At 49.9% G+C, this 14,171-nt stretch carries 12 protein-coding genes; 9 read left to right on the top strand and 3 right to left on the bottom strand.

Annotated features, from left to right (window positions below):
• The first annotated feature begins 179 nt into the window (after window positions 1-179).
• From EL268_RS30645 to EL268_RS30610, 8 genes are all read left to right on the top strand, one after another.
• Window positions 180-1,697, top strand: coding sequence for a degradosome RNA helicase CshA (locus EL268_RS30645; protein WP_106654920.1), 1,518 nt, complete (start codon window positions 180-182; stop codon window positions 1,695-1,697).
• Between the two features lie 149 nt (window positions 1,698-1,846).
• Window positions 1,847-2,023: a hypothetical protein gene (locus tag EL268_RS30640; protein ID WP_232030179.1), complete on the top strand. Its 177-nt coding sequence runs from the start codon at window positions 1,847-1,849 to the stop codon at window positions 2,021-2,023.
• A 206-nt stretch (window positions 2,024-2,229) separates the two neighbouring features.
• The gene (locus EL268_RS30635) at window positions 2,230-3,660 is read left to right on the top strand and encodes a PTS mannitol transporter subunit IIBC (RefSeq protein WP_106654919.1); all 1,431 of its coding nucleotides are present in this window, start codon (window positions 2,230-2,232) and stop codon (window positions 3,658-3,660) included.
• Window positions 3,661-3,723: 63 nt separating this feature from the next.
• On the top strand, window positions 3,724-5,829 hold the full coding sequence (locus tag EL268_RS30630) for a BglG family transcription antiterminator (protein WP_106654918.1): 2,106 nt from the start codon (window positions 3,724-3,726) through the stop codon (window positions 5,827-5,829).
• Window positions 5,826-6,260, top strand: a complete 435-nt coding sequence (locus EL268_RS30625) for a PTS mannitol transporter subunit IIA (RefSeq protein WP_106654917.1) — start codon at window positions 5,826-5,828, stop codon at window positions 6,258-6,260. Before EL268_RS30630 ends, EL268_RS30625 begins: the two co-directional genes overlap by 4 nt.
• Before the next feature lie 6 nt (window positions 6,261-6,266).
• Window positions 6,267-7,427 (top strand): mannitol-1-phosphate 5-dehydrogenase, encoded by a 1,161-nt coding sequence (locus tag EL268_RS30620; RefSeq protein WP_106654916.1) that lies wholly within the window; start codon window positions 6,267-6,269, stop codon window positions 7,425-7,427.
• Between the two features lie 17 nt (window positions 7,428-7,444).
• On the top strand, window positions 7,445-9,166 hold the full coding sequence (gene ptsP / locus EL268_RS30615; RefSeq protein WP_164724544.1) for a phosphoenolpyruvate--protein phosphotransferase: 1,722 nt from the start codon (window positions 7,445-7,447) through the stop codon (window positions 9,164-9,166).
• Between the two features lie 18 nt (window positions 9,167-9,184).
• Window positions 9,185-9,442 carry an HPr family phosphocarrier protein gene (locus EL268_RS30610; protein ID WP_047069997.1) on the top strand — a complete coding sequence of 86 codons (258 nt, stop codon included), beginning with the start codon at window positions 9,185-9,187 and terminating at the stop codon, window positions 9,440-9,442.
• A gap of 316 nt (window positions 9,443-9,758) precedes the next feature.
• On the opposite strand, the gene EL268_RS30605 is transcribed toward EL268_RS30610, so the two are convergent.
• Window positions 9,759-10,826, bottom strand: a complete 1,068-nt coding sequence (locus EL268_RS30605; RefSeq protein WP_106654914.1) for a YeiH family protein — start codon at window positions 10,824-10,826, stop codon at window positions 9,759-9,761.
• 128 nt (window positions 10,827-10,954) lie between these two features.
• Between EL268_RS30605 and EL268_RS30600 the strand changes: the two genes are divergently transcribed.
• Entirely contained in the window at window positions 10,955-11,851 is an 897-nt protein-coding gene (locus EL268_RS30600) for a LysR family transcriptional regulator (RefSeq protein ID WP_106654913.1), read from the top strand.
• A gap of 46 nt (window positions 11,852-11,897) precedes the next feature.
• Here EL268_RS30600 and EL268_RS30595 read toward each other — a convergent pair whose 3' ends face one another.
• Entirely contained in the window at window positions 11,898-13,439 is a 1,542-nt protein-coding gene (locus EL268_RS30595; RefSeq protein WP_106654912.1) for a sensor histidine kinase, read from the bottom strand.
• Window positions 13,429-14,106: a response regulator transcription factor gene (locus EL268_RS30590; protein ID WP_106654911.1), complete on the bottom strand. Its 678-nt coding sequence runs from the start codon at window positions 14,104-14,106 to the stop codon at window positions 13,429-13,431. Before EL268_RS30590 ends, EL268_RS30595 begins: the two co-directional genes overlap by 11 nt.
• Window positions 14,107-14,171 lie beyond the last annotated feature (65 nt).

Here is a 14,171-nt window from a genome sequence, read left to right as displayed (position 1 = left end):
ACAATTTGGGTATATAAGCAGTTTGCTTTTTCAGTCATTGCATGGTACGATTACAGCTATGTTCTTTAGGGCGCTACGTACAATCGGGATAAAAGGGCATGTTCCGGATCGTAAGGAATAGTGCCCTTTTTTTTGAGAATTTTATAGATGAAGGTATTGATAAAGGAGACTGACATTCATTGGCGACTTTTAATGATTTTGGCTTACACCACTCCATTGTTAGAGCTTTGAGCAACATGGGCTTCGAAGAGGCTACAGCGATTCAGGATCAAACGGTTCCTGTAGCACTGCAAGGTCGTGACCTAATCGGTCAGGCACAAACAGGTACTGGTAAAACGGCTGCATTCGGTATTCCACTGGTTGAGCGCTTGGACGAAACCAACGGCAACATTCAAGGGGTTGTACTGACCCCTACTCGTGAGCTGGCTGTTCAGGTAGCAGAAGAGATTAATAAAATTGCCCAATTTAAAAACATCTCTGCCCTGCCAATCTACGGTGGCCAAGACATCACGCGTCAAATCAAGGCGTTGAAAAAACGCCCGCAAATCATTGTAGCAACACCTGGACGTTTCATGGACCATATGAGAAGAAGAACGATTCGTCTCGATGCGATTGAAATGGTGATTCTGGATGAAGCGGATGAAATGCTGAACATGGGCTTCATCGACGATATCAAGGAAATCTTGAAAGAGGTTCCTACCAATCGTCAAACATTGCTCTTCTCGGCGACGATGCCAAGAGCGATCCAGGAAATCGCCCAGCAGTTCATGAACGAACCAACCATCATTCAAGTGAAAGCAAAAGAAGTAACCGTACCAAACATCGAGCAGCAATATATGGAAGTAGCAGAAAGACAAAAATTCGATGTTCTGTGCCGTTTGCTGGATATTCATTCGCCTGAGCTGGCTATCGTATTCGGTAGAACCAAGCGCAGAGTGGATGAGCTGTCCGAAGCGCTGACCAAGCGCGGTTATGGAGCAGAAGGTATCCACGGAGACCTGAACCAGGCAAAACGCGACAGCGTACTTCGCAAGTTCAAGGAAGGTACAATCGAAGTATTGGTAGCGACTGACGTTGCAGCCCGCGGTCTGGATATCAGCGGGGTTACGCACGTATTCAACTTTGACATTCCACAAGACTCCGAAAGCTACGTTCACCGTATCGGAAGAACGGGACGTGCTGGTAAAACGGGTCTCGCGATTACTTTTGTTACTTCCCGTGAAATCGACCATCTGCGTCTGATTGAGCGTACGACCAAGCGTCGCATGGAGCGTCGTGCCGTTCCTTCGATGGCAGAAGCCCTGGAAGGTCAACAAAAAATGACGGTAGACAAAATTTTGGAAGCGTCTGGCAGAGATGATCTGTCTGCTTACAAAACATTGGCAGAGCAATTGTTGGAGGATGTTGATTCCGTGACATTGGTATCCGCAGCACTCAAGCTGTTGACCAAAGAGCCGGATACAACTCCTGTTCGCCTGACGGAAGAGGCTCCTCTTCGTGTCGGGAAGAAAAAGCTGCCTCCAAAAGGAAAAGGTGGCTTCGGCTCCGGTTCCGGTTTTGGTGGAAAGCGTCCATCTCGCCCGCGCAATGGCGAATATCGTCCTCGCGGCGGCGAATCTCGTCCGCGCAGCGGTGACTCTCGTCCACGCAGTGGCGACTCCCGTCCACGTGGCGAATCTCGTTCACCACGCAGCTAGGAATTGAGCGGTATCACAAGCAAAGACTGGTGTGCACATGTGCGCATCGGTCTTTTTTTCGTGCTGACCTGCCTGCGAATATTTAGGGGAATCCGTGACAAACTAGGATTGTTTTGGCACGAATTTTCGCGCAGGGAGAGAGTGCAAGTATGAGGAAAACAGCCATTGGAAAGTGGGCTGGTATTTGGCTCGCCGTATTGGGAGGGGGGATGTCGGTTCATGCAACTGGACATTCCTTTGATCAAGCGAAGGAGATTCTCACCGAGCAAAATCAGGTGTTTGAGATTGATGTCGATGTGAAAGACCGGAAAAGTGATCAAAGTTGAATTCGAGAATTTGTAAGGAGAAGGCTTCTGCAACTGGGTAGAGGTCTTTTTCCTGTGTGCAATTAAGTTTTGGCAACAACGAGTCAGACAAATTCGCGCTTTGATTTTGTTGTTAGCCTCTATGAAAACGCTTTATATTTGAGGTGTACACATTACCATTTCAATCATGTCAACATCTCATAGATAGGGGTAAAGGAGGGTTCAGTATGGAGAGCGTGGAAACAAAAAACTCTTCGGGTGGAATACGGGTCTCGGTACAAAAGTTTGGACGATTCTTGAGTGCTATGGTCATGCCGAATATCGGTGCTTTCATCGCTTGGGGATTGATTACCGCTTTATTTATTCCGACAGGCTGGCTGCCTAACGAAAATTTGGCCAAACTGGTTGGACCGATGATTACGTATTTACTGCCACTGCTGATCGGTTATACCGGCGGGAAAATGGTCCATGATGTTCGAGGTGGGGTCGTAGGTGCCGTCGCTACGATGGGGGTTGTCGTAGGCGCAGACATCCCGATGTTTTTGGGAGCCATGATCATGGGGCCTTTGGGCGGCTGGGTTATGAAAAAAGTGGACCAGTTGTTCGAAGGAAAAATTCGTTCCGGCTTTGAAATGCTGGTAAATAACTTTTCTGCGGGGATTGTTGGTGGGTTGCTGACACTTTTGGCATTCCAAGCAATTGGACCTGTCGTTGTGGGCTTGAGCAAAGCGCTTGCAGCAGGTGTAGAAGTCATTGTAGGTGCAGGGTTGCTGCCGCTTGCGAGCATTTTCATCGAGCCAGCGAAGATTCTGTTCCTGAATAATGCGATTAACCATGGTATTTTGAGCCCGATCGGTCTGGATGAAGCAGCGAAGATGGGTCAATCCGTCTTCTTCCTGCTTGAATCCAATCCAGGACCAGGTCTGGGGATTTTGTTGGCATACTGGCTTGCTGGCAGAGGCAGTGCCAAGCAATCGGCTCCGGGTGCTGTCATCATTCACTTCTTCGGAGGTATCCACGAAATTTACTTCCCGTATGTGCTGATGAATCCGCGTTTGATTCTGGCGGCCATTGGTGGCGGGATGGCTGGTGTGTTTACCTTCACGCTGCTTGGCGCAGGATTGGTGGCGCCACCGTCTCCAGGTAGTATCTTTGCCTTGATTGCAATGGCACCGCGTGGTGGATTGCTACCGGTACTCGCAGGTGTGTTGGCAGCGACTGTCGTGTCCTTCCTCATTGCATCTGCTCTCTTGAAAATGAGCGCAAAGACAGACGAAGATGAATTGGAAAAAGCGACAGAAAAAATGCAAGAGATGAAAGGCAAAAAAGCGCAGGCACAAGAAACGGTAGAAGCTCCAGTGATGCATGAGGTAGCTGCTGCTGACGTGAAGAAAGTCGTCTTCTCTTGCGATGCGGGAATGGGCTCCAGTGCGATGGGTGCGGCGTCCTTGCGCAAAAAGTTCAAGGATGCGGGCCTGACCGAGATTACGGTCATCAATACAGCGATCAACGACATTCCAAGCGACGCTGATATCGTCATTACGCACAAGACTTTAACAGAAAGAGCGCAGGTCAAAGCGCCTTCTGCGGAGCATATCTCCATTGAAAATTTCTTGAATAGTCCCGAGTATGACAAGTTGGTCAAACGCCTGGGGTAAAGGGAATCAACGCTAGTGAGAGCTAGCGTCTTCCCTCTTTGGCGTTAAGGAGGGAACGAAGACATGCATGTATCCTCTCGACAGCGATCTATTATCGAGATTTTATTGAAGGAACAAAAAGGAGTTACCGTTGGTTCGATCGCCGAGCAGATTGGTGTCAGCGGCCGTACCGTTCACAGAGAATTGGATGCGCTGGCCTCTTTGTTTGATGAGTTTGAACTGGAGTTGGTCAGAAAAACAGGTTCAGGGCTTGAAGTGGTTGGGACTGTAGAGCAAAGGCGTGCACTCAGAATGTCTGTCCTGCATCACATGACGAAGGAGTACACCGTACAGGAACGTAAGGCCATCATCCTGTGTGCGCTCCTAGAGGCATCAGAGCCAGTCAAGCTGATTTCGCTGGCGATCGATTTGAAAGTGACGACAGCGACCATCAGCCATGATCTGGATGATTTGGAGACCATGCTCGCTCGTTACGATCTGTCACTCTTGCGAAAAAGAGGGTACGGCGTAGAGCTGCAAGGTACCGAGTCGTCCAAGCGACGGGCTATCAGCAGACTGATTGCCGAGCATCTGGACGATCACGAGCTGATTGGGATCATCAAAGAAAATATTCAAAACAAGGCACTGCGAGACATCGACTCGATTTCGGAACGGTTGCTCGGCCTGATTGACCGGGAAAAGCTGATCAAGGTCGAGAATGCATTGAGCCATCTGGACGAGGAGCTTCCGTATCCTTTGGCAGACAGCGCCTATCTCGGGTTGGTCACCCATTTGGCATTGGCCATGGAACGGATTGAAAAAGGGGAAGGCATTCATTTTGACGAGAACACCCTCAGTGAATTGATTGGAACACCCGAGTACGAAATAGCCAGCAACATCATGGAGCGGCTGAAGCAAATTTTCCAAATGGAGATCCCTGCGGATGAGATCGGCTATATTACGATGCATTTGCGGGGAGCCAAGCTGCGGCATTCTCCGGATGACCAGGTATGGCCGGAAAATACAGAGCTCATGGTCATTACAAAACGCTTCATTCAAGCCTGCGAAGAACGATTGGACATTCCGCTTGGCAATGACGCCTCGCTGTTCCATGGTCTGCTGACGCATTTGGAGCCAGCATTGTACCGATTACAGCGGAAGATGGAGATTCGCAATCCGATTCTCGAGCAGATCAAGCAAAACTACCCAGAGCTGTTTGCCGTAACAAGTGAAGCGGTCCATACGATTTTGCCAGGGCTGCAGGTTCCAGATGAAGAGATCGGGTACCTCGTGATGCATCTTGGGGCGGCACTGGAGAGAACGCGCCATGAGCAGCAGTGGTACCGGGCATTGGTGGTATGCTCCAGCGGGATCGGCTCCTCCAAGATTTTGGCAACGCGCATCAAAAAAGAAATACCGGAGATCGTCAGCTTGAAAAATCTGTCCATGTTTGATCTGGAAGAGGTTCCGGCAACGGATTATGACTTGGTCATTTCCACCCTTCCATTGGCACTCGATCCAGCGGAATATGTCGTGGTCAGCCCGCTGCTTCCGCCAGACGATATCCAAAAAATTAAGTATCAATTGCACGCGAAGAGTCAGAAGCGATCCCATCAGGAGAAAAGTCAGCTGGTTCCCGCAGAACAGCAGTCCATCGAACAATTAAGGGCCATGCAATCCTACGCTGCGTATGCCAATGAGCTTTACGATGGGCTATGGGGAATGAGATGGGATAACCGTGATCTCGACATCGCCCAGCTTTTGAGCCAAATCAGCAAGAGGCTGAAAGCGCGTGGAACGATCGAGGAGGTCGAACCGGTCGTCAAGCAGTTGATCGAGCGGGAAAAGCTCGGCGGTTTGGGGATTCCGGGAACGTCCTTGGCCCTTTTTCACGGAAGAAATGAAGCAGTGAACAAGGCGACTTTTACGTTTCACCAATTACGAGAGCCTGTCCTTCTTCGCTCGATGGATGAAGAAGTGATATCGATTGACATGCTTCTGCTCTTGCTAGGGCCGAAAGAAGTGCCAAAGGAAGGGCTGGAGGTTCTCAGCGAGATCAGCTCCCTTTTGATTGAAGAAGAAATGCAAGCGGTTTTGAAAACAGGAGAAACACAGCAAATTGCTGATTATATAGCGGGCAAAATGTATGCGTTTTGCCTCAAAAAGATAGGATTGGAGAGAACGAAATGAAAAACATACTGACAGCGGAAAAAATCATGTTGAATGCAAAGGCAGCCAATAAAGAAGAAGCGATCAGACTGGCAGGACAATTGCTTGTGCGTGCAGGCCATGTAACAGAGGCGTATGTAGAGAAAATGCAAGAGCGCGAGCAGTTGGCGACCACATACATCGGAAGCGGCGTAGCCATCCCGCATGGAACGAACGAATCCAAGGCAGAGATTCAATCCACAGGGATCTCCATCATTCAGGTTCCAGAGGGCGTAGATTTTGGTGAGGGAAATACAGCCTATTTGTTAGTGGGCATTGCTGCTGTTGGAGATGAGCATCTGGAGGTGCTCTCGAACATCGCGATTCTTTGCTCCGAGGAGGAAAACGTCAAGCGGATTGTAAATGCAGCTTCGGCTGAAGAAATCATCGCGATGTTCTCTGAGGAGGTGTAATCGCCTATGCTAGCTGTACATTTTGGAGCAGGGAACATTGGGCGAGGCTTTATCGGACAACTTTTGCAAAAGGCTGGTTATGAAATTGCGTTTGTAGATGTCAACGCGGCTTTGGTCGATGAGCTGAATGAGCGAAAAATGTATCGCGTGCAACTAGCAACAACAGGAAAACCGGAGTCGGTCGTGGAAGGAGTTCGAGCGATAAATGGTCAGGATGTAGCGGCGGTAGCTGAAGCGATCGCAAATGCCGATTTGGTTACGACGGCAGTTGGTCCCAACATTCTTCCGCACATTGCTGGGGCCATCGCAGCCGGCATTACCCGGAGACTTTCTGTTCATGCGAAGCCACTCAATGTAATTGCATGCGAAAACATGATTGGCGGCAGCGAGAAGCTGAAGGAGCATGTGTATGAGCATCTGACGGAATCGGTTCAAGCCGAGGCAGCACAATGGATCGGATTCCCCAATGCAGCTGTAGACCGGATTGTTCCTTTGCAGCAGCATGATGACAAGCTTCTGGTTATGGTGGAACCGTTTTTCGAATGGGTGGTCGATTCGTCGCAGATGGTTGGAGAGGTCCCGTCCATTGAGGGCGTTACTTATGTGGAGGATCTTGCGCCGTACATCGAGAGAAAGCTGTTTACCGTCAACACAGGTCATGCGGTCATTGCGTACCTGGGGTATCAGCTGGGGATGAAAACGATTGATGAAGCGATGCGAGACGACCGGATCGTTCAGGTGACACGCGGGGCTCTTCAGGAGACAGGTGCACTGCTTGCTGCCAAGTACGGATTTGACCCGCGAGTGCATGAGCAATACGTGGAAAAAATCCTCGGCAGATACACCAACCCGCTGCTGTCTGACGATATTGTCAGGGTGGCACGTTCGCCGATCCGCAAGCTGTCGCAGCATGATCGTTTGGTCGGCCCAGCGCTGCAATGCATGGAAAAAGGAATGAATCCAGCGTATTTGGGTCTGGCAATTGCAGCGGCACTGGCGTTCGACCATCCCGAGGATGCGGAGTCCGCGCGGATACAAGCAAGCCTGAAAGAGTTTGGATGGGAAAATACATTACACAATTGTACCGGCATTCCGGCAGGTCATCCTCTGGAGGAGATCGTGCGCGCACAGGCACGCAGATTGAAGGAATGGTCAGGTAGCCATTGAGAGAGGCTGGTGTTACGATGTCCCAAAAGATCACAGGTGTAAAAGCTTCAGCAGGTATAGCCATTGGCAAGGCGTTTTTACTGACAACGCCCGACTTACAGATCAATACCGTAGCGATTGAAGATCCGGCAAGTGAAATCCAACGCTTCCAAGAGGCATTGGCTCGAGCAAAAAATGATTTGGAGGACATCGTTCTGCGCGTGGAGCGGGAGATGGGGACGGATCATGCAGACATTTTCAAAGCTCACCTGCTCGTCTTGGAAGACCCGGAACTGGTCGATACCGTCAAAGATAAAATTAATAGCGAAAAGACAAACGCTGAAAGTGCTTTGAATGATGTCGCACAAGCATTCATCGGACTTTTCGAGCAAATGGACAACGAATACATGCGGGAGAGAGCAGCAGACATTCGTGACGTGACCACACGTGTACTTTCTTACTTGCTCGGTTTACCATTTGCAGGACTCGGTGAGCTGACAGAAGAAGTGATCATTGTAGCGGATGATTTGACGCCTTCCGATACGGCTCAATTAGACCGCCGCTATGTCAAAGGCTTCGTCACGGACATTGGAGGACGAACCTCCCATTCTGCGATTATGGCACGTTCTCTGGAGATTCCTGCTGTTGTCGGAACACAAGGAATTACTCGTGCAGTTCAGCCTGGGACGCTCGTCATTCTCGACGGGCATGAAGGGATCGCGATTATTGACCCGAGTGAAGAGGAAATCGCTGTCTACAAACGCAAGCAGGCTGATTACGAAGTGCAAAAAGCCGAATTGGCGAAGCTTGTGAACAATAAAACGGTCACGCTGGACAATCATCATGTCGAGCTTGCCGCCAATATCGGAAGTCCTGAAGACGTCGCTGGAGCAATCGCCAATGGAGCTGAAGGTGTCGGGCTGTTCCGCACGGAGTTTCTGTACATGGGGCGCAATGATTTTCCGACGGAAGAGGAGCAATACCTCGCGTACAAGCACGTGCTGGAGCATATGGGCGACCGCCCGGTGGTGATTCGCACATTGGACATTGGTGGAGACAAGCATCTCTCCTACCTGGCTTTGCCAGAAGAAATGAACCCGTTTCTTGGACATCGCGCCATCCGGCTGTGTCTCGACAACCAAGAACTGTTTCGTACGCAGCTGCGTGCTCTATTGCGCGCAAGTGTACACGGCAATTTGAAAATCATGTTTCCGATGATTGCGACACTGGAGGAGTTCCGCCAGGCGAAATCGATTTTGGAAGAAGAGAAAAAATCTTTGGTGAATCGCGGAATTGTAGTATCCGATCAGTACGAAGTGGGTATCATGATTGAGATCCCTGCTGCGGCAATGTTGGCCGATCAATTTGCACGCGAGGTTGACTTTTTCAGCATTGGAACCAATGATTTAATTCAATACACAATGGCAGCCGACCGTATGAACGAGAAGGTCGCTTATCTCTACCAGCCTTATCACCCTGCCGTTTTGCGCTTGCTGCACAATGTCATCAAAGCAGGGCACGCGCAGAACAAATGGGTCGGTATGTGCGGGGAGATGGCGGGCGATCCAATCGCGATCCCGATTCTGTTGGGAATGGGTCTGGATGAATTCAGTATGAGTGCAGGGAGCATTTTGCCTGCACGCCAACAGCTGAGTCGTTTGAAGGTGGAGGACGCAGCGAAACAGGTGGATACAATTTTACAGATGAGCACTTCTGCGCAAGTAGAGGCGTTTGTGAAGGAATGGCTTGAGAGAGTATAGAGAAGGAGGCAGATCAGAATGGTAGAGAAAAAAATAGTGGTTCAATTGGCGCACGGCCTGCATGCACGGCCTGCTGCGAACTTTGTGAAGGTCGCCACGTCTTTTTCCAGCGAAATTAAAATCATCAAAAATGAGAAAAATGTAAATGGCAAGAGCATCATGGGTATTATGGCAGCAGCCATTGCAAAAGGGGAAGAAATTACCCTGATCACCGATGGTGTCGATGAACAAGAAGCGATGGCAGCATTGGAAAAAGCATTGACCGAACAGGAATAGCGAAGAGAAAAGAAATGACGACAAGCCCCTCAATCCGAGGGGTTTTTTCTGTTGTTCCGGGAAAGTTCACGTAGATAGAAGGTGTGCGAAAGGAGGCGAAAAGGGACAGGGGGAAATCGTTCCTGATCCACAATGATGAATAAGATGTTCGGTCGTCTCCTCAACCATTTTCTCGACATATAGATCCCCCTCGGCAAAGATGTACACATCTTTATCAACATATGGGGATAATCTTTGGCCTTATCCACAAAAAAAACTCGCCGATCAGTAAGAAATCGGCGAAGTCGAACCCGTATATTTGGTTATCCACAGCTTTTTAAACCAATGCAAAGGAGAGAACCGATAATAGAATCGAGGTAATAGTCATAGCAATCAGTGGGCGCGCCGCTTTTGTCCGCAGTGCACGCAAATTGACATTGAGACCAAGCCCGACCATCGCCATGGTAAGTACAAAGGTTGTAAGATTGGCGACACCGTTATGGAACGCTTCAGAGACAGGAATGGATGTGCCGAGAACGTAGCTACCCAAAACACTCATGGCAAGGAAGCCGATCAGGAACCAAGGGAATTCGATCTTGGTGCCACTTTGCAATTTCCCGGAACGTTTCATCCAAACCATCAGAATAAAACAGAGTGGGACCAACAGAAGCACACGCCCCAATTTTGCCAGCAGGGCAATCGCTAGCCCATCTTCACCCGACGGTGCAGCAGCCAACGCGACGTGAGCAATCTCGTGCAGACTAATTCCTGACCACATGCCGTATTCGACCGTCGACAGAGGAAGGAAGGGACGCAGGATCGTGTAGGAAATAGCAAAAAGGGTTCCAACGAGTGCGATCATTCCTACCCCAATGGCGGTATCTTCATCTTTGGCGGCAACGATAGGCGAGACGGCTGCAATTGCCGCTGCTCCACAGACGCCTGTACCGACTCCGAGCATGAGGGAGAGGGAAGAGTCTGCTTTCAGCCACTTGGCTATCAGCATCGTAACCGCGATGGCAAAAATAATGACACCAGCGTCATAGACGAGAAGCCCGAGGCCTTGATTCAAGACGACGTCGATATTGAGCTTAAGCCCGTACAAAATAATAGCCAGACGCAGTAAACGTTTGGCGGAAAATTGAATCCCTGATCGCAATGCTTCCGGATATCCACGAAAATGCCGGTATGCGACCGCGATCAGGATCGAACAGGCGAGGGGGCCAACTTGTTGGAAGCCAGGTATTTTTGCTAAGCCGTAGCCTGTCAGGGCGATGAAAAAAGTAAAAGCGATTCCAGCTATCCACAGCGAGAAGGATGCGGGGTTGCTTTCGGGGGTTTTTTTGGGCTGTACGCTGGCATTGCTTTCATTCAATGGCACGCTGTTTTTTATCGGAGTTGCCATTGCCATCACTCCTCGAAAAGATTTACAAACTCAGCATACGGCAACTGTTATAATAAGAAAAATAAATCATTGCGATGATCATCATAAGTGAAATGAATGGTTAGTGGTGGAAAGGAGAGTGAAGGCAGTTGGATCAGCATTTGCTTGTGTTCGTGACCGTTGCAGACAGACAGAACTTTTCCCGAGCTGCAGAAGAGCTTCATATGACGCAGCCTGCCGTTAGTCAGTATATTCATGCGCTGGAGCGCACGATAGGGACAAAGCTCCTGGAGCGAAGCAACAAATATGTTCGCTTGAATAAAGCAGGCGAGATTGTCTATCATCACGCTCGGGAGATATTGGGTCTGTACACGCGGATGCAGAGCCTCGTGGACGATTTGATGAATACACCCAGTGGGCATTTGACTATTGGCGCGAGTTACACATACGGGGAGTATGTGCTGCCTCATGTCATTGCGCGTCTTCGTCAGTATTACCCAATGATTACTCCTACGATTACGATTCACAATTCCACAGTGATCGCTGAGCTGGTGGCAAAGCGACAACTCGACGTCGGGATTGTTGAGGGGGAGTATGTGGACGAGAAAATGTGCGTGGAGCCGTTTGCTGATGATCGTATGTATTTGATTGCTTCTCCAGAGCATCGATTAGCGGGGCAGACTGAGGTCAGCATTGACGAGTTGACGCAGGAAACGTGGATTGTACGGGAAGAAGGATCGGGCACGAGAGAAGCGGCTGAAAAAATGTTTCGCCAACTGCAATTCACACCGCACAAGCGAATGGAGTTCGGCAGTACACAGGTGATCAAGGAGTCAGTGGAGGCTGGGTTGGGAATCAGCCTGCTTTCTTATTGGGCCATCCGCAAAGAACGAAAGCTCGGCACGCTCTGTACATTGAAGGTGACGGGGACACCGGTTACCCGTGATTTTTCGCTCGTCACGAAGTCCGACGAGTTTCATACCAAAGCATTGGACATCTTCATGGATCTTATCCGCACGCATGTGCCGGAGGGTGCCCATACGTAAAAGAGGAAGCGGCACGATCGGTACGTGCTGCTTCCTCTTTTTCATTTCAAGCAGACGAGTCTGGATGAGCGAGTGTCAGACGAAAGGTTGTTCCTTCTGGAGAAGTTCGAATCAATTCGACATTTCCCCCGTGTGCTTTTGCCAATAGTCGCGAGATCGTCAGGCCAAGCCCCAATCCATGTTTCTTTTTGCGTTTGCTATCGCCGCGATAGTACCGTTCGAAAATGAATGGAACCTCTGACTCAGGAATCCCTTTTCCATTGTCGGTCACGTCGATGGAGAGGAAGTCGCTTTGATTATGGACGCCGATCTCGATTTGCGTTGCATTTGCGCCAGCGCTGTTCCCCAATAAATTAAGCAAGATTTGTTTAACATGTGATTCATCGCCAATCCATACGATTTCTGATCCAGTCGGGTGAACTGTCACAGATACGTCTGCAAATGATGGTAGGGCTTGCACCTGTGCGACTACCTGATCCAATGTGCTATCGATTTGAATGGATTGCTTCTCGACGAATAACTCACCTGCTTCCATGGACGAAAAATCGAGCAGGTCATTGACCATTGTCTGGAGTCGCTTGGCTTCGTCCATGCTGATTTGCATGAATTCATCCGCGTCCGCACCCTTCACAACGCCGTCTTTGACCGCCTGAATCATCCCGCGGATCGAGGTGACAGGGGTACGCAGCTCATGGGAAACACCAGCCAAAAGGTCGGTGCGCATCCGCTCCAACTGTCCGAGTCGGTTGGCCATTTCGTCAAAGGAATGTACCAGCTGGCTGATTTCCGCCTCTTTTATTTTGGCGGTATCAGGCAGTGAGGGCGTATAATTCCCGGTGGATATTTGCTCGGCAGCCATTGCCAACTGCCGGAGAGGCTGAGTCAGGGATCGAGACAAAACATAAACGATAGCCCAACCGCACAAGGTGATGATGCCAATGGAAACCATGATCGTGATATAGGTGTGGACCAAATCATTGTTAAGCGGCGTGCTGACGTAATAGGTGCCTGCGACTCCGTTATGCTCATAGTAAGGTACACCTACCCGCAACCACGTAGCTTCCCCTGCGGAGATAACCTCCCGTGTTTCCTTTGTGTTGTCTACAGGCTGGATAGGTGTAGGTAACTGAGTAATGGTAGCAGCCGCCTGGTTGACCATTTCCTTTTTGGACGTCTTGCCTGCGACATCGTAAATCTGCACTACGTGATCGATTGGCACAGTTGGCATGACCTTAAGCGCGATCGTGGCGGTAGTTGCTGCGGGTATTGCGGCGTCAGGAATAGAAGGTGACGTAGGACTGGTTACAGCAGTGACGGTCTGGCCAGGCATAGCAGCGAACTCCTCTTTCTTTAAAGGAGTAGCTGTGTCGCTCTTGGTAAGCAACACCTTGGAATACGAATCAGCCAGCATCTCCGTTCTTGCTTCCAATACTTGAAACTGCTGTTCTGTAGCTGCTTTGTTAATCCAATAGATTCCAAAGAAGCCGATGCCGAGTAGGATGACCGATAAAATCAGAGCGTAGCGCCACGTCCAGTAGCGCAAGAGAGGCACAGCTGTCCTGGTAGAAATAGATCGTTTAGTAAACACGCAGGCTGTACCCCAATCCTCTGATCGTGCTGATTTCCCCTTCGGAAGTCGGCCAAGGCCGCAAGCTTTTGCGCAAGCGTTTCACAGCGGTATCCACAGAACGATCCCCTCCTTCAAAATCCATTCCCCAGACTTGATCTAGCAATTGATCGCGGCTAAAGCGTTGGTTGGGATGCCGCGCCAGGAAAACGAGCAGCTGCCAATCCCGTGGCATTAAGGAAAGGGGTGTTTTCCCGATCAGCGCATTCTGTGCCGTAACATCTATCGAAAGCGTGCCGAGTCTGATCGTATCCGCTTCCGTGAGATAAGAGGAACGGCGGAGCACGGCTTGGACACGAGCGAGCACTTCTTCTGGATCAAATGGCTTGGCAATGTAGTCATCTGCACCTTGCGCAAGCCCTTGAAGCTTGTCTGGCACGGTACCGCGTGCAGTGATAATGATGACGGGACAACTGCCGTATTGGCGAATCTGATTGAGTATGTCCAAGCCGTCATGATCAGGCAGCATCAAGTCTAGCAGGACAAGTTCGGGCTTCCAGGAGAGAAAAGTCGTGATTGCCTCGTGATCTCCCTCGTTCCACTGTACCTCGTAGCCTGCCCGTTCCAGGTAGACCTGGACAAGCCGAGCAATCGGCATTTCATCCTCAATGAGCAGAATTCGTTTCACGAAGAAACACTTCCTATCTATCTCGAGTCAATTTGTACTTATCATAGCAATGATAGACATGATTT

This window comes from Brevibacillus brevis (assembly GCF_900637055.1).
GTDB lineage: Bacteria > Bacillota > Bacilli > Brevibacillales > Brevibacillaceae > Brevibacillus > Brevibacillus brevis.
This window is presented reverse-complemented; position numbering and strand designations above follow the sequence as displayed.

What these genes read in the sequence shown, in the direction of transcription:
- EL268_RS30640 (WP_232030179.1), top strand. Translation starts at nt 1,847, where the DNA reads ATGAGGAAAACAGCCATTGGAAAGTGGGCTGGTATTTGGCTCGCCGTA.
- EL268_RS30635 (WP_106654919.1), top strand. Translation starts at nt 2,230, where the DNA reads ATGGAGAGCGTGGAAACAAAAAACTCTTCGGGTGGAATACGGGTCTCG.
- EL268_RS30630 (WP_106654918.1), top strand. Translation starts at nt 3,724, where the DNA reads ATGCATGTATCCTCTCGACAGCGATCTATTATCGAGATTTTATTGAAG.
- EL268_RS30625 (WP_106654917.1), top strand. Translation starts at nt 5,826, where the DNA reads ATGAAAAACATACTGACAGCGGAAAAAATCATGTTGAATGCAAAGGCA.
- EL268_RS30620 (WP_106654916.1), top strand. Translation starts at nt 6,267, where the DNA reads ATGCTAGCTGTACATTTTGGAGCAGGGAACATTGGGCGAGGCTTTATC.
- ptsP (WP_164724544.1), top strand. Translation starts at nt 7,445, where the DNA reads ATGTCCCAAAAGATCACAGGTGTAAAAGCTTCAGCAGGTATAGCCATT.
- EL268_RS30610 (WP_047069997.1), top strand. Translation starts at nt 9,185, where the DNA reads ATGGTAGAGAAAAAAATAGTGGTTCAATTGGCGCACGGCCTGCATGCA.
- EL268_RS30605 (WP_106654914.1), bottom strand. Translation starts at nt 10,826, where the DNA reads ATGGCAACTCCGATAAAAAACAGCGTGCCATTGAATGAAAGCAATGCC.